Annotated in this window: 19 protein-coding genes and 1 pseudogene; 6 read left to right on the top strand and 14 right to left on the bottom strand. The window is 40.4% G+C overall.

Annotation, left to right across the window (positions count from 1 at the left end; translation table 11 throughout):
• Positions 1 to 37: 37 nt before the first annotated feature.
• Entirely contained in the window at positions 38 to 1,189 is a 1,152-nt protein-coding gene (locus tag HHO47_RS16920) for a dicarboxylate/amino acid:cation symporter (RefSeq protein ID WP_169021363.1), read from the bottom strand.
• A gap of 420 nt (positions 1,190 to 1,609) precedes the next feature.
• Here HHO47_RS16920 and cysK point away from each other — a divergent pair, with 420 nt between their 5' ends.
• Both cysK and HHO47_RS16910 read left to right on the top strand, forming a co-directional pair.
• Positions 1,610 to 2,578, top strand: coding sequence for a cysteine synthase A (cysK, locus tag HHO47_RS16915; protein WP_169021362.1), 969 nt, complete (start codon positions 1,610 to 1,612; stop codon positions 2,576 to 2,578).
• Between the two features lie 140 nt (positions 2,579 to 2,718).
• Positions 2,719 to 3,159 carry a hypothetical protein gene (locus tag HHO47_RS16910; protein ID WP_169021361.1) on the top strand — a complete coding sequence of 147 codons (441 nt, stop codon included), beginning with the start codon at positions 2,719 to 2,721 and terminating at the stop codon, positions 3,157 to 3,159.
• Positions 3,160 to 3,227: 68 nt separating this feature from the next.
• Here the strand turns inward: HHO47_RS16910 and HHO47_RS16905 are convergent, their stop codons facing one another.
• Entirely contained in the window at positions 3,228 to 5,504 is a 2,277-nt protein-coding gene (locus tag HHO47_RS16905) for an acyl-CoA dehydrogenase (RefSeq protein WP_169021360.1), read from the bottom strand.
• A gap of 181 nt (positions 5,505 to 5,685) precedes the next feature.
• Here HHO47_RS16905 and HHO47_RS16900 point away from each other — a divergent pair, with 181 nt between their 5' ends.
• A complete protein-coding gene (locus HHO47_RS16900) occupies positions 5,686 to 7,530 on the top strand; it encodes a M2 family metallopeptidase (RefSeq protein WP_169021359.1) in 1,845 nt (614 codons plus the stop codon).
• A gap of 81 nt (positions 7,531 to 7,611) precedes the next feature.
• On the opposite strand, the gene HHO47_RS16895 is transcribed toward HHO47_RS16900, so the two are convergent.
• The 10 genes from HHO47_RS16895 to HHO47_RS16850 all read right to left on the bottom strand — a co-directional run bounded on the left by HHO47_RS16895 (position 7,612) and on the right by HHO47_RS16850 (position 18,079).
• Positions 7,612 to 8,406, bottom strand: a complete 795-nt coding sequence (locus HHO47_RS16895; protein ID WP_169021358.1) for a putative porin — start codon at positions 8,404 to 8,406, stop codon at positions 7,612 to 7,614.
• A gap of 359 nt (positions 8,407 to 8,765) precedes the next feature.
• Entirely contained in the window at positions 8,766 to 9,680 is a 915-nt protein-coding gene (locus HHO47_RS16890; protein ID WP_169021357.1) for an ABC transporter ATP-binding protein, read from the bottom strand.
• Positions 9,677 to 10,495 carry an ABC transporter permease subunit gene (locus HHO47_RS16885; protein WP_169021356.1) on the bottom strand — a complete coding sequence of 273 codons (819 nt, stop codon included), beginning with the start codon at positions 10,493 to 10,495 and terminating at the stop codon, positions 9,677 to 9,679. The genes HHO47_RS16890 and HHO47_RS16885 overlap by 4 nt, the downstream gene beginning before the upstream one ends.
• Before the next feature lie 122 nt (positions 10,496 to 10,617).
• On the bottom strand, positions 10,618 to 11,796 hold the full coding sequence (locus HHO47_RS16880) for a cystathionine beta-lyase (RefSeq protein ID WP_169021355.1): 1,179 nt from the start codon (positions 11,794 to 11,796) through the stop codon (positions 10,618 to 10,620).
• A gap of 39 nt (positions 11,797 to 11,835) precedes the next feature.
• On the bottom strand, positions 11,836 to 12,765 hold the full coding sequence (gene nudC, locus HHO47_RS16875; protein WP_169021354.1) for an NAD(+) diphosphatase: 930 nt from the start codon (positions 12,763 to 12,765) through the stop codon (positions 11,836 to 11,838).
• 133 nt (positions 12,766 to 12,898) lie between these two features.
• Complete coding sequence (gene nagB, locus HHO47_RS16870) at positions 12,899 to 13,693, bottom strand: glucosamine-6-phosphate deaminase (RefSeq protein WP_169021353.1); 795 nt, start codon at positions 13,691 to 13,693, stop codon at positions 12,899 to 12,901.
• A gap of 216 nt (positions 13,694 to 13,909) precedes the next feature.
• Positions 13,910 to 15,052 carry a transmembrane glucosamine N-acetyltransferase NagX gene (gene nagX, locus HHO47_RS16865; protein WP_169021352.1) on the bottom strand — a complete coding sequence of 381 codons (1,143 nt, stop codon included), beginning with the start codon at positions 15,050 to 15,052 and terminating at the stop codon, positions 13,910 to 13,912.
• A gap of 61 nt (positions 15,053 to 15,113) precedes the next feature.
• Positions 15,114 to 16,232 carry an N-acetylglucosamine-6-phosphate deacetylase gene (gene nagA, locus HHO47_RS16860; protein ID WP_169021351.1) on the bottom strand — a complete coding sequence of 373 codons (1,119 nt, stop codon included), beginning with the start codon at positions 16,230 to 16,232 and terminating at the stop codon, positions 15,114 to 15,116.
• Positions 16,232 to 17,146 carry an N-acetylglucosamine kinase gene (gene nagK, locus HHO47_RS16855; RefSeq protein ID WP_169021350.1) on the bottom strand — a complete coding sequence of 305 codons (915 nt, stop codon included), beginning with the start codon at positions 17,144 to 17,146 and terminating at the stop codon, positions 16,232 to 16,234. Before nagK ends, nagA begins: the two co-directional genes overlap by 1 nt.
• A gap of 414 nt (positions 17,147 to 17,560) precedes the next feature.
• Positions 17,561 to 18,079, bottom strand: coding sequence for an NYN domain-containing protein (locus tag HHO47_RS16850; RefSeq protein ID WP_169021349.1), 519 nt, complete (start codon positions 18,077 to 18,079; stop codon positions 17,561 to 17,563).
• Between the two features lie 154 nt (positions 18,080 to 18,233).
• On the opposite strand from HHO47_RS16850, the gene HHO47_RS16845 reads away from it, so the two are divergent.
• Positions 18,234 to 18,863 (top strand): hypothetical protein, encoded by a 630-nt coding sequence (locus HHO47_RS16845; RefSeq protein ID WP_169021348.1) that lies wholly within the window; start codon positions 18,234 to 18,236, stop codon positions 18,861 to 18,863.
• Positions 18,860 to 19,606: a DUF3307 domain-containing protein gene (locus HHO47_RS16840; RefSeq protein WP_169021347.1), complete on the top strand. Its 747-nt coding sequence runs from the start codon at positions 18,860 to 18,862 to the stop codon at positions 19,604 to 19,606. The genes HHO47_RS16845 and HHO47_RS16840 overlap by 4 nt, the downstream gene beginning before the upstream one ends.
• Positions 19,607 to 19,651: 45 nt before the next feature.
• On the opposite strand, the gene HHO47_RS16835 is transcribed toward HHO47_RS16840, so the two are convergent.
• Both HHO47_RS16835 and HHO47_RS16830 read right to left on the bottom strand, forming a co-directional pair.
• Entirely contained in the window at positions 19,652 to 21,064 is a 1,413-nt protein-coding gene (locus tag HHO47_RS16835) for a DEAD/DEAH box helicase (RefSeq protein WP_169021346.1), read from the bottom strand.
• A gap of 171 nt (positions 21,065 to 21,235) precedes the next feature.
• A complete protein-coding gene (locus HHO47_RS16830) occupies positions 21,236 to 22,075 on the bottom strand; it encodes an isopenicillin N synthase family dioxygenase (protein WP_169021345.1) in 840 nt (279 codons plus the stop codon).
• 253 nt (positions 22,076 to 22,328) lie between these two features.
• On the opposite strand from HHO47_RS16830, the pseudogene HHO47_RS16825 reads away from it, so the two are divergent.
• Positions 22,329 to 22,694: pseudogene (locus HHO47_RS16825) on the top strand (alpha/beta hydrolase family protein); the annotation flags it as partial.
• Between the last annotated feature and the right edge of the window lie 129 nt (positions 22,695 to 22,823).

Below are 22,823 nucleotides of genomic sequence, written 5' to 3'. Positions count from 1 at the left end.
TGAAACGATAACTCTAATATCGTTTCAAATAACTAATTTAAGATGATGTTTTTTCACTGAAGCGGTCAACCCACAAGGCAATTACTCCATCACCGGTAACATTGCAGGCTGTACCAAAACTATCCTGAGCCAGATAAAGCGCGATCATTAGTGCCACAGCACCTTCATTGAAACCGAGCATGCTGGTTAATAAACCCAGCGCTGACATGACTGCTCCACCCGGAGCACCCGGCGCGGCAATCATTACCACACCTAGCATCATAATAAACGGCAACATCCCAAATAATGATGGTACATCCATATTTGGTGATAAAAACATCACCGCCATCGCGCAAGTAACGATAGTGATCGTTGAGCCAGATAGATGGATAGTCGCACACAGAGGTACAGTAAAGTTAGCAACATCTTCTTTTACATTATTTGCTTTGCTTGAGCGTAAAGACACTGGAATAGTCGCAGCGCTAGACATAGTGCCTAAGGCTGTAAAGTAAGCTGGCAGCATATTTTTAATTAATTCAACTGGGTTGCGTTTTAGTAAGATACCCGTACCGATGTAAAGAATACTTAACCATACCCAATGCATGATTAATGCAGCAATCAACACCACACCAAACGTTTGTAAGGTATCAACAACAGTGCCTGCAACTGTCATCTCAGCAAACACACCTGCAATATAAAACGGTAATGCTGGAATAATAACTTTTGCTAGCAAACCATCAATCACATCGCGGCCCTGATCCGATACTTTTTTCAAGGTCTCTAGCTCTAATTGACTCATACCGATACCAAACACAAACGCTGTCGCAAGCGCGGTCATAACACCCATTAATGGTGGGATCTCTAAATCAATAAAGCTTGCCACTTCGGTGGCTATTTCAGCTTCAAAGGTTAAACCACCATCAAATAACGGGATAATTGCACTAACAACTAACACCGCAAGCGTGCCTGCTATGATCGTTGAACCATATGCAAAACCAACGGTTTTACCTAACAAATGCCCTGAACCTTTCGGTAAACCAGCAATTCCTGATGCTATAAAAAATAAAATAATGAGTGGAATAGTAAAAGTGATCAGCTGGCCAATTATTTCTTTTACTGTGTAAAGGAGTTCAACTCCTGTCAGTGGAACATATAAGCCCACTAAAATACCGCCCAATATGCCGGCAATTAATTTTAAGATTAATGTCATTGTGATCACTTTATAATTTTTGGTGGATGTGTTTTTAACATGTTTTTAATTATATGTATCTTAAAACCGCTCAACAACGGCTTGTTTGCACAAAATACCATCACCTTTACTGTTAAACACCGTTTAATTTACTCATTATAATATCAAATAAACAATTTATTATGATCTAGCACATGTTAATATTGGTCAGTATTTGTCTCCCTAAGAATTTATATCAGCATAACTGATAGGATTTTTATTTTAATAACTATACATATAAGCTCTCGCTATTTTTTATTTCATTCAGTTATAAGCCGAATAGATATATCTTATAGCCAAACTTTACTTTAGTTTTTTTAATTCAGCAGTAAAGTGTCACTATTACAGATCGAAAACATAAAAATCGGTCACGACTGAATAAATTGCACCTAAAGGAACATTATGTCTACTATTTTTGAAGATAACTCACTCAGTATTGGTAACACACCGTTAGTAAAACTAAACCGTGTAACGACAGGTAATATTTTTGCAAAAATAGAATCTCGTAATCCTAGCTTTAGTGTCAAATGCCGTATTGGTGCCTCAATGATCTGGGAAGCTGAAAAATCAGGAGAGCTGACAAAAGATAAAGAACTCATAGAGCCTACATCAGGCAATACAGGTATTGCGCTTGCTTTTGTAGCAGCCTCTCGTGGTTACAAATTAACACTTACTATGCCAAATACCATGAGCCTTGAGCGCCGTAAATTACTAAAAGCCTTAGGTGCTAATTTAGTATTAACTGATGGTGCTAAAGGTATGAATGGGGCAATTGAAAAAGCAAAAGAAATTCAAGCCAGCGCTCCTGAAAAGTTCATCCTGTTACAACAGTTTGAAAACCCTGCAAATCCAAAAATTCACTTTGAAACAACAGGCCCTGAAATTTTCACAGCAACTGACGGTAACGTTGATTTCTTCGTCGCAGGTGTTGGCACGGGTGGTACTATTACGGGTGTTAGCCGTTATTTAAAACTTGAAAAAGGCCTTGATGTTAAATCAATCGCTGTAGAGCCGACAAATTCACCCGTTATTAGCCAAACGTTAGCGGGTGAAGAAATTAAACCTGGCCCTCATAAAATTCAAGGTATTGGTGCAGGCTTCATCCCAGGTAACTTAGACCTTAGTGTCATTGATGGTGCTGAACTTGTGTCAAACGAGGAAGCCATCGAAATGGCTCACAAGCTTATGAAAGATGAAGGTATCTTAGTCGGTATTTCATCGGGCGCTGCGGTTGTTGCCGCTAAGCGTATTGCAGAATTACCTGAAAATGCTGGTAAAAATGTCGTAGTTATTTTACCAAGTGCTACTGAACGTTATTTATCAAGCCCACTTTTTGCTGAAGAATTTTCTGAACAAGAGCTTGTGCAATAATTGTATTTACTTTGAAAAAGGATGCTAAATGCATCCTTTTTTATTATTTTTTGTACTAATATCACTAATTCTTACCGTAAACTTTACATCTGTCGCATTTCATCACACACTAAATCATCACTAACAAGTCTATTTACCTAATGAAATTATTTATAACTCTGTTTACTGCTACATTTTTATTACTACTGAGCGGCTGCGGTGGTGACGACGCACCAAAAGGTGAGAAGAATACTCCAGGAAACAGCGCTGCCCTATTTTTTGATACACTTTATAACAAACAGGATCTGAGTAAAGCCACTACCATGGCGACACCTAAAATGGCACGGATCATGAAATCATATGGCACCTCTAAACAATTTGCCCGTAATTTAGTCAACATGCAATACGATAATGTCGTCATTGAAGTCGATATGACAAATATGAGCTTAAGAGAGCAATACGGTGATAAAGCCAATATCAACCTTATTTTCACCGGCCACTTCAATGGGAATAAAGTTGATGATATGCGCAGCGTAAAAATGGTGCGTAAAAAAGGCAATTGGTATGTTGATAAAATCAATGCCGATCCATTTGCACGTTAACGCTTTATACTAAATATTTAGCTAGCTTAAAAAGCCTTGCTCACAGCAAGGCTTTTTAGTTTTTGATATTACAGTTCACCAGGCTGATAATTATCTACCGCAATTGCCTGTTTGCGTAGATTATTTGCAGCATGTAGCTTTTTGCCTTGCTCATCAGTTATTAACTGTTTTTCAAGCGCACTGTCGATTGCCGTTGCTATATCATGATTACGATTAAGGGTGCCGTCGCGTTGCCATTTCTTCAATCGTTTAAAGGCAGCGCTGGTATTATGCATCGCCATAAACGCATTCTCCATCACCCCAGTACCCGCTTTATCATCTACATAACATAAATGGGTTAAGCGGTTTCTAAATACCCCTGGTTGCGTCATATGTTCACAAATTTCTTGCGCAAGCTCATCACTTGGCCGCTGGTAATGATTTCCAAGCGGAAATACAATACGTTTTAAAATGAAATTAACAACCGGGTTTGAAAAGTTTTTGAAAAAACCGTCAAATGCTTGGCCAATTTCAAACAATGACAATTCAATCGCATATTTTACGAACGGAAGATCAGCTTGTTGACGCCCCTCGTCTTCAAAACGTTTTAATACACAAGATGCCAAGTATAAATGACTTAATACATCCCCTAAACGCGCTGAAATCATCTCTTTGCGTTTAAGCTCGCCACCAAGTACTAACATGGCCACGTCAGTACTAAAAGCAAGCCCACGACTCATACGCCCTAGTTGCTTATAATACGTTGCTGTTGCACCACACACAGGCGATTTTGCAAAATAGCTGCGCGTTAATCCATGTATAAAAGCCATACTTGCGTTAATAGCGGTAAATAAAATATGTTGCAGTAATAATGAATCAAATTCTTTTAACGCAAGATCATCATCTTCCATTGCTGCAGCTTCCATTTCTTTGAGTACAAATGGGTGGCAACGGGTTGCACCTTGTCCAAAAATCATCAAGTTACGGGTTAAAATATTCGCCCCTTCAACAGTAATTGAGACCGGAATACCCATATAACCGTGGGCTAAATAATTATTTGGCCCAACTTGTATTCCTTTGCCTGAGTGAATATCCATTGCATCATTCATCACCGTACGGCCCATTTCAGTCATATGGTATTTGGCTATCGCAGTCACCACTGATGGGCTTAATTTTAAATCAATGGCTCCGGCAGTCATTAAGCGACATGATTCAAGGCTATAGGTTAGTCCACCGATACGAGCCAGTGCCTCTTGTACGCCTTCAAACTGCCCGATAGAAACACCAAATTGTTGACGTACCATTGCATAGGCTGATGTCATACGTGCACATAAGTGCCCAGTTGCACTGCTCAGTGCGGGTAATGAAATACCGCGCCCAGCACTTAAACACTCAACCAACATCCGCCAGCCTCGCCCAGCACCTTGTTGACCACCAATGATCCAATCAAGCGGAATAAACACATCTTTACCGTAAGTTGTACCATTCATAAACGCCATATTCAGTGGATAATGGCGCTCCCCCGTTTCCACACCAGGGTGATCTGTTGGGATCAGCGCACAGGTTATGCCTAGCTCTTTATGTTTACCAAGCAATCCATCTGGGTCATACATTTTAAACGCAAGTCCAAGAACCGTTGCTACGGGTGCAAGCGTAATATAGCGTTTTGACCAATTTAATCGTAACCCTATCACTTCTTGGCCTTCAAATTCACCTTTACACACTACGCCTGAATCAGGAATACTGCCCGCATCAGAGCCAGCTTCAGGGCCTGTTAGAGCAAAACATGGCACATCATCCCCCTTCGCAAGTGAAGGTAACCAGCGTTCTTGCTGCTCTTGTGTACCATAATGAAATAACAATTCACCCGGGCCTAAGCTATTAGGCACCATCACGGTGACTGCTGCGGTTAAGCTTTTAGTGGCTATTTTAGCCACAATGGTTGAGTTTGCGATTGCTGAAAACTGGCGTCCGCCAAATTTTTCAGGAATGATCAGCGCAAAAAAACCTTGGTTCTTTAGGTAATCCCATACTTCTGCTGGCAAGTCTTTATCTTTTTGCACAATGTGATAGTCATCAAGCATCGACAACAGTGTTTCCACTTCATTATCTAAAAACATTCGTTCTTTTTCGCTCAACTCTGGCTTTGGGTAGCTATGAAGTACTTGCCAATCAGGATTGCCACTAAATAGTTCTCCATCCCACCATACGTCGCCCGCTTCCATCGCTTCACGCTCAGTTTGCGAAAGCGGCGGTAATACTTTTTTAAACATTTTAAATGTCGGCCGACTGACGAGATTTAAGCGGATATCTTTCACCGCAAAAATAACTATCACCAACACCAGTAACAAGATAAATACTGACATGACAACTATCCTTATTAATAAATGAAATGCATTGGTTTAATTATGACCTATCCTTTAATAAATACAATGCCACCGTAAACTTGCATTACCCTACACAGAGCCTCCAGCTATTGATAAACTTTCCCTAACACAGTGACGCTGCTATCATCTTACACGATAAATAACAAATATAAGGATCAACATGACTACTCCACATTTTAAGCTCAGTTTGAGTGCAATAATGGTTGCCAGCACATTAGCACTAAGTGGCTGTAACCAAGAAGCCAAAAAACCAGTAACTCAAGCTGCAAGCCCAGCGCCAGTTACTGCAAAAGACGCGCACGCCTTTTTAGATACGACTGAGCAAGAACTCAGTACTCTATATTTAGAATCAAGCCGCGCAGAATGGATATACGCAAATTTTATTACCCACGATACATCAGCCTTGTCAGCTGAAGTAAATCGTAAAATGACCGAAGCGGTGGTTCGCCTTGCTAACGAAGCTGCACAGTTTGACTCACTCAAACTTGATTACGACGCACGCCGTAAACTCGACAAATTAAAATTGGCACTGACTTTACCTGCCCCACAAGATACAGAAAAAACAGCAAAACTATCACAGCTTGTCGCTGAACTTGGCGGTATATATGGAAAAGGTAAATATTGTAAAGACGATGGTAGCTGTTTAAGCTTAGGTGATATGACTGCAACCATGGCCACCAGCCGTGATTACAACGAACTGCTTGATTTATGGCAAGGTTGGCGCCAGGTATCAAAACCAATGCGGCCACTGTATGAACAACAAGTTGTATTAACCAATGAAGGCGCTAAAGAGCTTGGTTATGCAGACACTGGTGCAATGTGGCGCAGTAAGTATGATATGCCAGCAGATGATTTTGCCAAAGAACTTGATCGTATTTGGGGGCAAGTAAAACCATTATATGATTCGCTGCATTGTCATGTTCGTGCCAAGTTAGGTGAAAAATACGGTGAAGACAAAGTACCCCAAGACCAACCTATCCCAGCGCATTTATTAGGTAATATGTGGGCGCAATCGTGGGGCAACATTTATGATGTAGTCGCACCTGAAAATGCCGACCCGGGTTATGATGTAACTGCATTATTAGCTGAACATAACTATGATGAATTAAAAATGGTGCAAGGCGCTGAAAAATTCTTCACCTCGATGGGATTTGCGCCTTTACCTAAAACCTTTTATGAACGTTCGTTATTCACCAAACCTGCTGATCGCGATGTACAGTGTCATGCCTCGGCGTGGAATATAGATAGTAAAGACGATTTACGCATTAAAATGTGTATTCAACGTACAGGCGAAGAGTTTTCGGTTATTCACCATGAGTTAGGCCACAACTTCTATCAACGCGCTTACAATACCCAACCACTTTATTATCAAGAAAGTGCTAACGACGGTTTTCACGAAGCCATTGGCGATACCATTGCGCTTTCGGTAACACCTAGTTACTTAAAAGAAATTGGTTTATTAGAGCAAGAGCCTGATGAATCAAAAGACATTGGCTTACTGATGAAAATGGCGCTGGATAAAGTAGCGTTTATTCCATTTGGTTTACTTGTCGATCAATGGCGTTGGCAAGTATTTTCAGGTGAAGTAGCACCTGAAAATTACAATAAGGCATGGTGGGAATTACGTGAAAAATACCAAGGTGTACAAGCACCCATTGCACGTAGCGAAACTGATTTTGATCCAGGTGCAAAATACCATGTACCAGGCAATACACCCTATACCCGTTATTTCTTAGCGCATATTTTACAGTTTGATTTCCATCGTAGTTTATGTGAAATAGCAGGTAATAAAGAAGCCATTCATCGTTGTTCGGTTTATAACTCACAAGCAGCCGGTGAAAAACTCAATGCGATGCTAGAAATGGGCTCAAGCCGCCCTTGGCAAGAAGCATTAGCCTCTATAACAGGTAAACCTGAAATGGATGCAACAGCCCTGCTTGATTACTTTGCACCACTGCAAAAATACCTAGATGAGCAAAATAAAAGCCGTCAATGTGGTTGGTAAATATAATTAACGTTTAAAAATAACAAAGCCCGCTCAATTGAGCGGGCTTTTAAATATTGCTGTACTAATATTACAGTTTAATTAGAACTGTAGGCTTACATTTGCAAAGTAAGCATCAGCGCCTGAATCATCCCAGTTATTACCGTAACCCGCTTTTAAACCAACATTTTTGTTGAAGAAATGTTGTGCTCCAACGGTGTAATCATCGTTTTTATTAAATGTAACAAACGCTGATGTTGCTTTTGTGAAGTAGTAGTTTGAACCAAGTACCCATGAGCTACCATCCTTATCAGTATCTACAACAGTACCTTCAACAGTTAGGTAGTTACCTTGCTTAAGATCCATGAAGTATTTAGCGTTCACGGCGCGGTAATCAAACTCGTCATCAGATGTTACAGTGAAACCGATGTAATCTGTGCTATTAAGTTTATGATCATAAGCAAGTTCAAACATCACTGAAGTATCGCCATCTTCAACATCAGTTAATGTCGCCTTTAATAATAAATTTGGATTAAAAAAGTAACCTGCTGATACATTTATTATGTCTATACTTGAAACACCATCACCATTAAAGTTACGGTACTTGGCACCTACAACAAAATTTTCAGTGAAGTACTCACCACCAATATCTGTTATATCACGAAAGTCATCATTATTGTATGAACCATATACATTGGTTTGCTTATTAATGTACTCAAATTGATCGTAAGGACCTAATGTTGCCTTTGGTGAGAAGTAATATGTTGAATCAACACTTATTGTATCGTTTCTATCAGTGTCCTGATAGCCTAAATGACTGATTGACTGGTAGTTATCCGCAGCCATCGCGGCACTAGAAAGAAGAATACTCGAAATAATAACTGCTAATTTTTTCATAAATAGATTTCCCAATTTTATATTGTTTTATTGCTACAAGTTTAGCGTTTAACCGGTTGGTTAAGACGGGGTACATCGTAACGCGAGAAAACTGAATCAAAACTTAACTAAGTAACTGTATTTAATTGAAAAAATGTAAGATACTGTAAGGAAGTGTACAAACAACCTAGCGAGTAAGGATGTTAACCGCTAGGTGTTAAGCGCCCAATTATGCTGAAAGCACCTCTTGATAGGTCATCAAGAGGTACGGAACAGTGATATTACAAGCCGATTCAAAGTCTTAACTGTTCGGTGTTGGAACAGAGCCAACTCACATCTTGAATTCAGCATCCGGATCAAAATGGCTGGCACTTTCTTTACTACACTTGCTCCTGTTTAAATATTTGATTTTCTAATGTATGTCCGTTTACCAATTGGCGGTAACGCCAACCTTGCTGATAACAATGTTGCAGTATGACTATATCAAATGGTGTCGCCGTTTTCTGGTACTCAATAACATATTCTTTGGCTTGACTCATATATACCTTTGACACTTGTGCTAAAGCATGGATTTTTGCTTCAACATCCGGGTAATGCTCGCTCAATAATAATGTAATAAATCCAAACTCCAGCTCATTATTATCACTGTGCGTTGGATGCTCTGTAAGCTTGCCTTTATCAAGGTGCAATACATGTGAACATAAGCGTTCTAGCTCAGTTAAATCATGTGAGCTTAAAATGAAGGTAGCCTCACTGCTAAGGTTCGCAACCACCTCGCGAACCTCGCGAGCATGAATAGGATCAAGCCCAGCGGTTGCTTCATCCAACATAACAATTTGTGGTTTTCCGATCAGCGCCTGACCTATGGTGACACGTTTACGCATGCCATGTGATAAATCATCAGAACGCTGTTTAGCCACGTCAGCTAGCCCGACTAACTCAAGTACGCGGATCGCTTCTGCTTGGCTTTGCTTATTTGATAGTCCTTGCAGCTGGCCATAAAACGCTAGTTGATGAGCGATACTAAAGCGCGGATCAAGTTGAGCATCTTGTGGTAACGCACTGAGCTTGCCAAATAAGTCACTACTACCTGGGTTATGCCCGATAATATTAAGCGTGCCTTTTGTTGGTAAAATATAACCGCATAACAAACTAAACAAGGTGGTTTTACCTGCCCCATTTGGCCCAACCAGTGCTACTGGCGCGCCTTGTTGTATTTCAAAACTTACCTGATCAAGGGCTAATTTATTACCATAGAGCTTAGTTAAACCTGTTGCGTGTATTAATGTGCTCATAGAGAACTCCTTGCAAAAATGCGCTGAGCAATCGCTAGCATCACGGTAGTTTGTATCAACGGTATGCCAATGCTATTAAATATTCCTGCGTTTTGCCCAGCCATTTGATCAAGTTGTATACCAGGGAAAACATAATCAAGCATTACCAAAACGGGGATTTGCCAGCTTAAAATACTGACCACAATATTCCCGCCAGCAAAAAATAATACGGCCAGTACCACAGCTAAACGCGCTGAGCGTGCAAAAGTATTTAACAACGTCATTAATGCTATAAAGGGTAAAACTGCAATTAATAAATAAAAGAACAAAACAAAGCTGCGACTTATGCCACTGGCCAATAATGCTGGATCTCTAAATACCATAACCGCAACTGAAGCTACCAAGGTAACAAGTAGTAATGCTGCTAAAATAAATACTTGTCCTAAAAAGCGGCCAAATAACATTTCATTACGAGTCGCTCGTAACGACAAAAACCGTAGTGTTCCTCGTTGTTTATCACCGACAAGCTGGTCGCTACATAAAAACAAGCAAAAACTGGGAAAGCTATACAATGCAATTAACCAATACATAGCTAATTCAGCTTCAGGCCAATCGAGTAATTTACTCAGCCCAATAGCACCAAACACTTGTTGTGCAAAATCGGCTATTTGAGGCGAATTTATTAAGCTGACAGCTTGACCTATCGGATAGCGTAAAATCAATAACCAACAAATCGAAAATGCGGCAACAGCAAGTAAGCCACGTTTGGTTAAAAATAATCGCACGAGTTCAAACTGGGCAATCTTTAATAATCGCTGGGGGTGGAGTTGCGTCACAAATATTCCTTATTAATCAATATACAGCTACACTAAGGGCAAACGTGTTGAATTACTAGCAAAAAAAAGCCCGTATTAATACGAGCTTTGTAACAAATAATGTAGCCTTATCGATCCGCTGGCTACAAATTCTGTTGGTATATATCGAGTGCTTGGCTTAAATCAGCAATCAAATCGTCCACGTCTTCAAGGCCTATATGTAAACGGATCACAGGCCCTTGCGTCCAACCCGTTACTGAGCGTAATCCCTTCATAGTTAAGTTAGCCGTTACTAAACTTTCAAAGCCGCCCCACGAAAAGCCCATTTTAAAATGCTCTAAACTGTCTAAAAAGGCATCTATCGCGCTTTGGTTCCCTTGTTTCATAACAAAAGAAAACAAGCCATTACTACCATCAAAATCACGCTTAAAAAACTCATGACCCGGACACGTTGCAAATGCTGGATGACGAATATGGTCAACCAGTGGATGCTGCTCTAACCACTTCGCAACCTCAATTGCGGCTTGTTCATGCTGATTTAAGCGCACCGCCATAGTCCGCAGGCCTCTTAACGCTAAATAAGCGTCATCAGCCGAGGTACATTGACCAAGTAAATAAGATTGTTCACGTAACGTTGGCCAGTATTTTTTATTGGCTACAGCAACGCCCATCATCACGTCAGAGTGACCCACAATGTATTTAGTTGCCGCTTGAATGCTAATATCAACACCGTGTTCTAATGGGCGATAATGCAAGCCATTGCCATAGGTGTTATCAAGCATCGTCATTACCCCATGCTCATTGGCAACTGCAACCATGGCCGGCACATCTTGAATTTCCATGGTGATAGAACCAGGCGACTCTAAAAACAGCACTTTAGTGTTGTCTTTGAGTAGCGCTTTAATATCAGCTCCGATTGTCGGTGGATAATAGGTCGTCTCAACGCCAAAGTCAGCTAAAATTTTATCGCAAAAATCACGCGTTGGTTCATAAGCATTATCTGCCATTAAGATATGATCGCCCGCCTTCAAAAAAGCCAAGAGTGTACTGCTAATTGCCGCAGCCCCACATGGATAAAGCGCACATCCCTCCCCTCCTTCAAGCTCAGTGATAGCTTCTTGTAATGCAAAATGTGTAGTAGTACCACGACGACCATAAAAAAGTGTTTTATCGCCACGATTTTTTGCCGCTTCTTTAAGCTCTGCCACTGAATCAAAAACAACCGTCGATGCCCGTTGCACTACTGGATTAACCACCCCATGAGTATAAGCCTTCTTACGTCCAGTGCTCACTAACAGCGTGTTTTTATTACTTGTTGTCATTATTAATCCTTAAAATATTTCGATAGAACATACTCTACACTATGCTTGATCTTGCAGTTCACGCCAATAGTCGATTAAATAGCGCGAAATAGAATCAGCTCTAGGTAACTTTAAATGCTCCCCTTCTTCGTGCCAATTGCCAAATTTAGCGAGCTCTTCACGACTAAACCACTGCGCATCATCGAGTTCATCTTTATCAACTTGAATTTCTTCTGTAACCGCTTCTGCTATAAAGCCTAACATAATTGAAGAAGGGAATGGCCAAGGTTGTGAGGCAATATAACGAACATTTTCAACTATAATACCCGCCTCTTCCATCACCTCACGCGCGACAGCTTGTTCAAGCGTTTCCCCTGGATCTACAAAACCAGCTAAAGACGAGTACATACCTGGAGCCCACACAGCTTGGCGGCCTAACAAACAACGTTCAACGCCATCTGCAAAGGTACGTGTAACAACCATAATTACTGCAGGATCTGTGCGCGGAAAGGTTTGATGTTTACATTGTTCATTGACACACAAACGTGAATGTCCACCTTCGACTAAATGATTTTGGTAACCACAGCGACCACAAAAACGATGTGTTGCATGCCAATAGCATAAACCTCTTGCAAGTGCAGCCATTGAGCCTTCTTCAAGCGCAACTTGAACTCCATAACGACGAATATCGACAAACTCAGCATCACCGATCAGTTTTACTAACAAGGCTTCTTCTAGCGCACTCACATCAAGAGCAAAATAACTGATATCTTGCTGATCTAGCCCTAAAAATATTGCTGCTGTTAAATCTAAATTTTTGACGGTATTAAAATTTAAAAATGTAACCGCCACACTATTTAAATCAAATAATGTGTGATTATGATTTACCAATAACCAGCGGCTTTGCTCATTTACTTGCGCCGCTAACCAAATTGGATCTTTACGCAGATTAGAGGCACGATCGAGTGACATCTGACTGTAATTAAGCATGCTCATCCTTTTATCATTTAGATGGCTAAAATTAACATAACACGATAACAAAACCCACTTAATACTTAGCGTTCTATAGGCAAAAAAAAAAGCCCTTACGGACTTTTTTGAACACACAATAAATTCTTTATTTTTATAAAGTCGCTAACTGCGCCTGTAATTTTTGATTTTCAGCTTCGATATGCTGATAAAACTCTAAATCTTCAAGTTTGCTTGCTGCGGCTTTATCAATCACGATAACGGCATCTTTATGTAGTTGTAGTGCAGACGCGGGGCATTTAGCCATTAATGGCCCTTCGACCATCGCATAGACGGCATCCGCTTTATTTTCACCTGTTGCAAGTAAAACAACTTTTTTAGCTTCTAAAATCGTACCAATTCCCATCGTAATTGATAGATGAGGTTGATATTCATCGCCAGCAAAAAAACGAGCGTTATCATCAACCGTTGCTTTTGTAAGCGTTTTTACACGCGTGCGTGAACAAAGACCTGATGAAGGTTCGTTAAAACCTATATGACCATTACGACCAATACCAAGTAACTGTATATCTACGCCACCTGCTGCTGTAATTCTATCTTCATATTCTTTACATGCTGTAATTGGATTAACAGCATCGCCAGGCGGTACAAAGGTGTTTTCTTTATTAATATCAATATGGCTAAACAATTGCTCATTCATAAAGTAACGGTAGCTTTGTGGATGATCGCCCGCTAAACCTAAGTATTCGTCTAAGTTAAACGTTGTTACATGTGAAAATGAAATTTCACCCGCTGTATTTTTAGCGATTAATTGTTGATATAACGCAACTGGCGTAGAGCCCGTTGCTAAACCGAGCACTGATGTTGGTTTGTTTTGTAATTGTGTTGCGAAAATATTTGCGCCATATGCTGCTACGGTTGCTGCATCATTTAAAATTACTATTTGCATATTAGTTTGCTCAGTTATTAAATTAGTTGATGAAAAAATGGGATCTAAGCCCCAACCCCATGTGCAATCGGATTGGGTCTTAGATCAAACCAAACAAAGATACACTATTTGGTCAACACCATTATGACAACGCTGTCATTATTACTATTCCACTTTTATTTGTAAAGTAAAAGTGAATAAAAATTTTATATTTCTACAATTATTTTATTGACCGTTTTAAACGCTGACAAAAATCTTCCGTTTATTCATCCAATGTAATACTAGGATCTGTACTAATAACAGAGCGATAACAGCAATTAAAGGCTGCCATGGCGCTGGAGCTGCATTAATAAAACCGCCAAATACACTACGACTGATGTAACTCCAGTTAACTAAACTTGACGCTATATAAATAATAATTGAGTTAACACCTATAATTACAAATGGGTACGCTAATTTTTGGCCATTTAAAATATCAACCAGAGCATAAAAAATCGCGAGTAATATTGCACTCCAACCAACAGTTACAAGTACAAATGAGCTGGTCCATAATTCTTTGTTAACTGGAAACTGTAAATCCCAAAGCCAACCTAAGCAAACGCTTACAACTCCTGCCCCAAACAAAATTCCAGCCGTTTTCCACTCACCAATTTTTGATGCTCGGATAATTAACTGTCCTGCAAAAACCCCTGCCATAGCATTAATAATTGCAGGTAAACTTGATAAAACTCCTTCAGGATCTACAGGACGGTTTTGATAACTAATACCCGGTAAAAAGTGTTTATCAAACCATGCATTCCAACTGCCAACTGCACTTAAATCCCCTGCTACACCACCTGGCACAGGAATAAAACACATTAAAATCCAATACCCTAATAATAAACCAACTGCAATAAATACTTGTGTGCGAATACTGGTATGCCATACCAACATAGCGCAAAAAAACCATGCAACAGCAATACGCCCCAATACACTGGTATAACGGATTTCGTCAAAGGCTAAAGGGATACCTGTCCCCCAACCATGATTGTACATAATTCCTAAAGCACACAGTAAAAGTAAGCGTTTCACAGCTTTACGATAATGAACCTTTCGTTCATCCCATGGTAAGTGGTCAATACGCTTAGGCGCTAAGCCCATTGTTACGCCGGATAAAAAGATAAATAGCGGAAAAATTAAATCATAAAATGTGAACCCATGCCACGCACTGTGTAGTGTATGCGCTTCAAATATCTGCCAACCAGTCCAACCGGTTAAAACAAATAAAGCGGCAAAAATAGATTGCCCACCTAAAATCCAAAACATATCCATGCCACGTAAAGCATCAAGGGATGCTAAACGCTTTTTGCTTGGCTTTGTGTCTGCTTGTACTATTGTCATTATTTTTACTCTTAAAACAAAAAGCCCCGCGATACAACGGCGGGGGTTTTTCAAGGAAACGTTAAATTGCAATGCCTGCAATATAAGTGGCTTTTACAAACTGCTGCTCATCGAGCACCACAAAGTCTGCGTCAAAACCATCAAGTAAACGCCCCTTGTTCTTGAGGTTTAAATATTGTGCCGGATACAATGCAGCCATACGTAAACTTTCACTGAGGCTAACATCTAAAGTATTGACGGTGTTGCGCACAGCACTTGCCATATCTAAAACACTACCCGCTAATTCGCCAGTGCTTGAATTTAATCTATCTCCAGTACGAATTACTTTGCGCCCGTCAAAGAAATCAAATTCCATTGCACCGGTACCCACTGGTGGCATTGCGTCAGTGACTAACATAATTTTGCCGCGCTGTTTAGTGCGAATAGCTAACTGTGCAGATAATGGATGTACATGATGCCCATCAACAATTAAGCCACACCAGCTGTTATCATGCCAAAGCGCCGCGCCAACTACGCCGGGTTCACGTGATGTAAACGGCGACATCGCGTTATATAAATGTGTAAACCCATCGGCGCCAGCATTGAGTGCAGCCATTGTCGTTGCATAGTCAGCATTAGTGTGACCAAGTGATACTTTTACACCACACGCCACTAAGCGCTCAATATCACTAATGCTGACATTTTCTGGCGCTAAGGTAACCATTTTGATACCTAAATCTTGACGCGCATAAATGGCAAATTCTTGTTCGCTAATTGGCCGAATAAACTGCTCACTGTGTGTGCCTTTTTTTGGAAAAGACAAATGCGGTCCTTCAAAGTGAATACCTAATACACCCGCAACCCCTTCGCTTATTGCTTTTGCTGTTGCATCAGCAGCTGCTTGCATGGTTTCAACTTTATCAGTGATAAGTGTTGACATCAGTGCCGTTGTACCAAATTGACCATGCGCTTTTGCGATACGATCTAAGCATTGTGTACTTTGCTCAGCATTAAAAAATGCCCCGCCACCGCCATTAACTTGTACATCAATAAAGCCTGGCACAACTAAGCCATCTAGCTCAATAACACTGCCTGTACTGGTAGTTTCAAGATGAAAGACGCCATTTTCAACACTGAATAATGCATTATCCAGAAATTTATCAGCCGTGAATAAACGTGTTGCGCGATAGAAGGTTTTCATTACAGTGCTACCTTTTGGTCTTGCTCTAATACTGATTGCTGTGCAAAATAAATAGCGCCCATTTCAGGCGGTTGCTTTGGTACTTCAACAAGTTTTGCAATTGCTGGGTCGAGCCATTGCTGTAACGGCTCTGCAAGGCCACCGATCATAGATAAACGCAGTGGATTATTTTCTAATAAACGATGCGCTAACTGACTCACGTATTGCGCTCCGTCTTTTACAATGGCTAAAGCGATTTGATCGCCTTGGTGGGCTGCGTCAAATACATAGCGTGCCAGTTTTGCATAACTACTTGACGGCTGTCCGGCCATTTTCTCAGCAACACCCATTGCTGTTGTGACATTAAAATGTTCTTTAATCTCTGACGTCATTATCGTGTGAGGCCCTAAGCCATCGAGTTCCATTAACACCGCTTTAATGGCCTCTAAGCCCATCCATGCGCCACTGCCTTTATCGCCAAGTGCAAAACCATGACCACCGTAATTCACCGACCGCCCTTTGACGTATGAAAAACCACATGAGCCAGTACCCGTGATTATCACGGCACCATCACCGCCTTCATGAGCCCCGATACACGCTGTATGTAAGTCAGTAGTTAAAAACATTTGTTTGAATGGGTGCTCCCACTCAGTGATTTTTTTATATAAGCTTGGTAAGTTAACACCCGCCAATCCTAAACCGGCATACACTTGATAAATAGACTCTAATGGCAAGCCTGCATCGCGCATCGCCAATTGTGTAGATACCATTATTGATTCTAATGTACGCTCCAACCCATGTAGTGGATTCGCAGGGCCACCTAAACCAGTTCCTAATACCCCATGTTGCTCAGAGTATATAGTTGCACGGCACTTAGTTCCACCACCGTCGATACCAATATACAATTGGTCTTCATCCGCACTCTTAGCCATCATTTAACGACCTCTAACCTTCGTTTTATATTTGTATTAATCGCATGTTTTTTTATTGTCTTAATGCGATTCACGCTCAACCCATGTTGAATTAATGTTACACAATAAATGACAGCGTTGTCATTAAGTTTTTTATAAAAATTCATATAACTTTTATATTTAATTGTAATCAATTGAATTTAATTAGATTTTATAAAATACAAATTGACAGCAGTTATTTTAAATACAGGGTACTTTTTAACGCTTTTATTCGCTTTTGTTTCGGTAATCGTTAAAGGTTGTTTAATAACGTTATATTATTTGAAATAAAATAACATTACCAAGGCACAATACAAGAATAAACTAGTAAATATCCAAGGTAAGTTTTGAAATATATTTTCTAGCGGTTGACCAAATACAGTTTGAATAACCTTTCTTTTATAGTAACAAGGAGTGATCGATACAATAAAAATGCTCAGCACTTTGCTTTAACGCTTCGGCAGTTAATTTATCTGCGCCATAAACATCAGCGGGTACATTGTATTTATGCTCTAAATGACCAAGTAATAGCGCAAAATCACCATCACCTGAGAGCAAAATAACACGATCAAGATTTTTACCCTGCTCGAGCATATCAATGGTTATACCTACATCCCAGTCCCCTTTAGCGCTACCATCTTTACGCTGAATGAACGGTTTTAGCTTTACCTCAAAACCAATTGCCCGCAAGATATTTTGAAATTGTGATTGTTTATCATCACCTCGATAAATAGCGTAAGCAAACGCGCAGTCAATATCATAGTCATGACTGACTTTTGCCCAAAAGGCATTGTAATCAAAGTTTTTACCGTAACTCTGCCGGCAGGTGTAATAAATATTTTGTACATCAACAAATAACCCAACCCGGGGTTTTGTGGTTGTCTGTTCATTTGCTAATGACGCTGATGATTGCTGCATTACCGACTCCGAAATATCGTTTTAGCTAATATAGCATAGTTACCTTGAAATTTACCTAAAAGTAACCTATATTGGTTACATATTAAAAAGTAACTGATTTTGGTTACATATATAAATGTAACCAATTTGAGTTACATTATCTTAGGTAGACACAATGATTGCTGTTATTAGTGGCGACTTGATCAAGTCGCAAAAAATCCCTAAACAAGAATACGACGACATGCTGTATCACCTTGATCAAAGCCTACGGTTTATTGCTGATAAGTTCGCTGGGCAATTTAATATATACCGTGGAGATGCCATGCAAATTCAGTTACCTGATCCACATACGGTGTGCTGCGCAGCCATTTTACTGAACTTGCAGCTAAGATCAGCTAATTACTCATTACGGCAAAGCATGGCCATTGGCCAATTAGATAACCCCCGTGCAGATATAAAAACAGCCACAGGTTCAGCTTATACACTTTCAGGACAAGGCTTAGATACCCTGAGTCATCAACAGTTATTACTACAAATAGAGCAATGCCAGCTCGACCCAAGCTTTGCCCTTAATATAGATTTAATTGACGTATTACTTGAGAGAATGAGCCAAAAACAAGCTAATGCATTATTTTATTACCTAACCACTGATAACAATAGCCACGCAGAGCTTGCCAAAGAACTTAAAACCAGCCGTGAGAACGTAACCAAATTACTTAATTTAGCGAACTATCAATTAATAGAACGCTTTTTAAATTACAGCCGAACAGCGATTCATAATCAGATCCAAGGAGTGAATAAGTGAGTTTTTATTTACTGTTAACTGCACTAGTGATAGCTCACCTACTTGCTGACTTTTACTGGCAACCGATGAGCTGGGTTAATGACAGAAACACGCGCCACTTTCGGGCCAGCAAACTGTATTTACATATACTGATGCACGGTATTGTCAATGCTTTTGTCATCGCTATATGGGAATATCAATACGGCTGGGGAGATACCTTAAATATAATTGTAGCAACATTAGCAATTGTTATTAGCCACTACTTTATTGATATTGCCAAGTCGTACTCAAATAAAGGGGTGATCCCTTTTTTACTCGACCAATGTGCTCATTTTATTGTTATTGTCATAGTCGCGGTGTGGCTTGCTGATAACCTCGACTTTTACAGCCAACTATTACACCAGCTTATTGCCCTCAATAGTTTAATTGTACTGACAGGCTATTTATTAGTGCTTAACCCAAGTTCGGTATTTATTCGCATGGCACTTGAGCATATAACCAATGGCTTTGCAACATCTGGCAGCATTCCCGCTGCGGGGCACAGTATTGGCTTATTAGAGCGCGTACTGATGCTGACATTCATTTTACTGGGTGAGTACGCAGGTGTTGGTTTTTTGCTGGCAGCAAAATCTATTTTTCGATTTGGTGATTTACGCGCCAGTGAAGAAAAGCAATTAACGGAATACGTTATGCTCGGCACTTTGTTAAGTGTAACGGTGACTTTATTTATCGGTTTAACCATTAACTTTTTAACCGCACAATAAAAAACGCGCCGATTGCGGCGCGCTCTTCTATGTTCTAAGCAAGGGTTAAGAATTGCCCTGCGAATTGCTATTGCTTGGACGCCGACGGCGCTGTGAATTACCGCCGACCGATTGGCGTTTTGTCCACGGGTTTTGTTGCTCCCCCTCACCTTTAGCTACAGGCTTTTTAGAGCCGCCGCGACGTGGCCCCGTGCCATTACCACCATTGTTTGGCTTTTTACTGTTAGGCTTAGAGCTATCAGATTTAGGCTTATTAAATGGCTGTTTTTTCTTTGGCTTTTTAGCTGGAAGTGGTCGAGCATCGAGTGAGCGCTCTGGTACGAGGCTAGTAGGCTCAAAACCCGCTTCTTTTGCACGTGGGATCAATTCACCGATAAAACGCTCGATACCGTATAAGTCATCAGCATCTTCCGATGTTACAAATGAAATTGCGTCGCCAGATGCACCCGCACGACCGGTACGGCCAATACGATGCACATAATCTTCATACACATTAGGCAAATCATAGTTAACTACATATGGCAGTTCAACAATGTCTAAGCCACGGGCAACAATATCCGTTGCAACTAATACGCGTACTTCACCGCTTTTAAAGCCTTCAAGTGCTTTAACACGTGCGCCCTGAGATTTATTACCATGAATTGCAGCACCAACAATATCATCGCGCTCTAACTGTTTTACTAAACGGTTTGCACCATGTTTAGTGCGGCTAAACACCAACACTTGTTGCCAGTCATTAGTACGAATTAAATGACTCAACAAAGCAGTTTTACGTGCTTTATCTACCGCATAAACGCATTGGGTAACACTTTTTGATGTGGTATTTTTTGCAGCGACTGAGATTTCAATCGGATCATTAATAAGCCCTTTCGCAAGCGCTCTAATATCGTCTGAGAACGTCGCTGAGAACATCAAGTTTTGACGTTTAGCCGGTAACTTGCTGATGATACGTTTAATGTCATGAATAAAGCCCATATCAAGCATACGGTCAGCTTCATCAAGCACCAGCACTTCGAGGTTATCGAACTTCAAAGCATTTTGGTTATGCAAATCCATTAAGCGGCCCGGAGTGGCAACTAAAATATCTACGCCTTTGCGTAAACGCATCATTTGCGGATTAATTTTAACACCACCGTACACAACAAAAGAACTGATATTAGAATGCTTAGCATACTCTTCAACGTTCTCGCTTACTTGTAATGCCAGCTCACGGGTTGGGGTTAAAATTAAAGCACGGACTTGGTTAACCTTGGCTTTTTGGCCTGTTGATAAACGCTCAATTAACGGTAAAGTGAAACCCGCTGTTTTACCTGTACCAGTTTGCGCTGCAGCCATCACATCGCGACGCGCAATAATTGCAGGAATGGCTTGAGCCTGAATTGGTGTTGGCGTTTCATAGCCCTTTTCTAAAACCGCATTAACTAAAGACTGTGATAAACCTAAACCAGCAAAACTCATATAAACTCTCTATTTCAAATTAGGCCAAAGTGGCCAGTTGCGCGCATTATACCTTTAGTAGCTCAGAATGCATGCCATTATTTACTTTGTGCCAAATCAATAAACACAAATACTAAAAAAGCGGCTAAACAGCCGCTTTTTATTTACTTGATCATTACATATGCTAAGGGATTATTTAACACCTAGCTCACGTAAACGCTCTTGTAAGTAACTGTCTGCAGTATAATGCGCTGATAACACCACATCAGGACGCGGATGCAAAAATAACGGTAACGAAATTCGTGACTTAGATGACGCTTTGCCACTAGGGTTAATAACCCGATGAATAGTCGATGGAAAATAACCACCTGACGCCTCTTGCAACATGTCGCCAATGTTAATAATTAAACTACCAAAATCGCATGGCACATCTAGCCAACCGCCATCTGTTTTTTGTACTTGCAAGCCTGGCTCATTTGAAGCAGGTAATACCGTTAATAAATTAATATCACCATGTGCAGCAGCACGAATAGCACCGGGCTCTTCATCACCTGTCATCGGCGGGTAATGCAATATACGTAATAAGGTTTGCTCTGAATCAGCAATCATATCTTTTAAATCGATTGAAAACTTAGCACGCACATCCGCTGGGGCTTCAGCTTGTACCCAGCTTAACAATGTCGCAGCAAACTCATTGGCTAAACAATAATATTCGCGAATATCTGCTTCTAACTGCGCTGGTACACGGCCTTTTGGATAAACATGAAAGTATTCTTTAATATCTTTCACTGTAAAGCCTTTTGCAACTTCTGATACCGAAGGCGGAAAGTAGCCATCTTGAGTGTCTTTAGAGAATAAGAATTCATGTTTTTGTTCAGAATTAAAAAAATCCTGCCAATTTTTATAAATTGATTCAACAAGAGACTGTGGAATTGGGTGGTTTTTTAATACACCAAAACCCGTATTTCTAAGAGACTCAACAAATTGAGCGGCCGCATCGCTCGCTTTATAATCAACGGTAGGTAATTGCATGTTCGTATCCAATGAATTAAGTTGTTAAAAGCCTTTGCTAATCATAGCAGTTGCTCCATTGTAGCGCTCGCGAGCATAATAAAACAGGCAAAAAAACATAAGGACTTATGTCCTCTTTAACTGGGGAAGCGTTTATTACTTGATGCAAATCAAAATGTTGCTATTGTGGATAAAATGCCAAAACAACTGTAATTATAAACACATTTTTATAGTCTATTCTTCACTAACTTCTTTCATTAAGCAAAGGTAACGTATGCGCCAAAAAATTTCGTTCAAAAGTGCTGGTTTAACACTCGCCGGTCAGCTTGAAACACCCACCAGTGATATTAAATTTTATGCTTTGTTTGCCCATTGTTTTACTTGTGGTAAAGATATCGCCGCAGCAAGTCGAATTAGCCGAGCACTCACTCAACAAGGTATTGCAGTATTACGCTTTGATTTTACAGGCCTTGGTAATAGCGACGGTGATTTTGCCAACAGTAATTTTTCATCAAATATTCAAGATTTAATTGCCGCTGCAGATCACTTGCGTGAACACTTTAAAGCGCCACAATTATTAATCGGTCATAGTTTAGGAGGCGCAGCGGTGCTTGCAGCTGCTGAACACATTGCTGAAGTACAGTAAGCGTCTAGCAAAGTGCACCTGCCAGTAACTCGTCAAACCGATTAAGCTATTTCTGAATTTCAATGAGGAGATAGCCATGAGAAAAACACGCAGCCTTGAACAATGGCGCAGTATTATCGAAGA

The organism is Pseudoalteromonas arctica, assembly GCF_012927645.1.
In the GTDB taxonomy this organism is placed as follows: domain Bacteria; phylum Pseudomonadota; class Gammaproteobacteria; order Enterobacterales; family Alteromonadaceae; genus Pseudoalteromonas; species Pseudoalteromonas arctica_A.
Note: the sequence above shows the minus strand (reverse complement) of the source record. Positions and strands in the feature narration are given on the sequence as shown.

Bases quoted from the DNA above. Each gene is read 5' to 3' on its own strand.
- nagX (WP_169021352.1), bottom strand. From the start codon at position 15,052: ATGACAATAGTACAAGCAGACACAAAGCCAAGCAAAAAGCGTTTAGCA.
- HHO47_RS16845 (WP_169021348.1), top strand. From the start codon at position 18,234: ATGATTGCTGTTATTAGTGGCGACTTGATCAAGTCGCAAAAAATCCCT.
- HHO47_RS16920 (WP_169021363.1), bottom strand. From the start codon at position 1,189: ATGACATTAATCTTAAAATTAATTGCCGGCATATTGGGCGGTATTTTA.
- nagA (WP_169021351.1), bottom strand. From the start codon at position 16,232: ATGAAAACCTTCTATCGCGCAACACGTTTATTCACGGCTGATAAATTT.
- HHO47_RS16905 (WP_169021360.1), bottom strand. From the start codon at position 5,504: ATGTCAGTATTTATCTTGTTACTGGTGTTGGTGATAGTTATTTTTGCG.
- HHO47_RS16910 (WP_169021361.1), top strand. From the start codon at position 2,719: ATGAAATTATTTATAACTCTGTTTACTGCTACATTTTTATTACTACTG.
- nudC (WP_169021354.1), bottom strand. From the start codon at position 12,765: ATGCTTAATTACAGTCAGATGTCACTCGATCGTGCCTCTAATCTGCGT.
- HHO47_RS16830 (WP_169021345.1), bottom strand. From the start codon at position 22,075: ATGCAATTACCTACCGTTGATTATAAAGCGAGCGATGCGGCCGCTCAA.
- nagK (WP_169021350.1), bottom strand. From the start codon at position 17,146: ATGATGGCTAAGAGTGCGGATGAAGACCAATTGTATATTGGTATCGAC.
- HHO47_RS16890 (WP_169021357.1), bottom strand. From the start codon at position 9,680: ATGAGCACATTAATACACGCAACAGGTTTAACTAAGCTCTATGGTAAT.
- cysK (WP_169021362.1), top strand. From the start codon at position 1,610: ATGTCTACTATTTTTGAAGATAACTCACTCAGTATTGGTAACACACCG.
- nagB (WP_169021353.1), bottom strand. From the start codon at position 13,693: ATGCAAATAGTAATTTTAAATGATGCAGCAACCGTAGCAGCATATGGC.
- HHO47_RS16880 (WP_169021355.1), bottom strand. From the start codon at position 11,796: ATGACAACAAGTAATAAAAACACGCTGTTAGTGAGCACTGGACGTAAG.
- HHO47_RS16895 (WP_169021358.1), bottom strand. From the start codon at position 8,406: ATGAAAAAATTAGCAGTTATTATTTCGAGTATTCTTCTTTCTAGTGCC.
- HHO47_RS16900 (WP_169021359.1), top strand. From the start codon at position 5,686: ATGACTACTCCACATTTTAAGCTCAGTTTGAGTGCAATAATGGTTGCC.
- HHO47_RS16835 (WP_169021346.1), bottom strand. From the start codon at position 21,064: ATGAGTTTTGCTGGTTTAGGTTTATCACAGTCTTTAGTTAATGCGGTT.
- HHO47_RS16850 (WP_169021349.1), bottom strand. From the start codon at position 18,079: ATGCAGCAATCATCAGCGTCATTAGCAAATGAACAGACAACCACAAAA.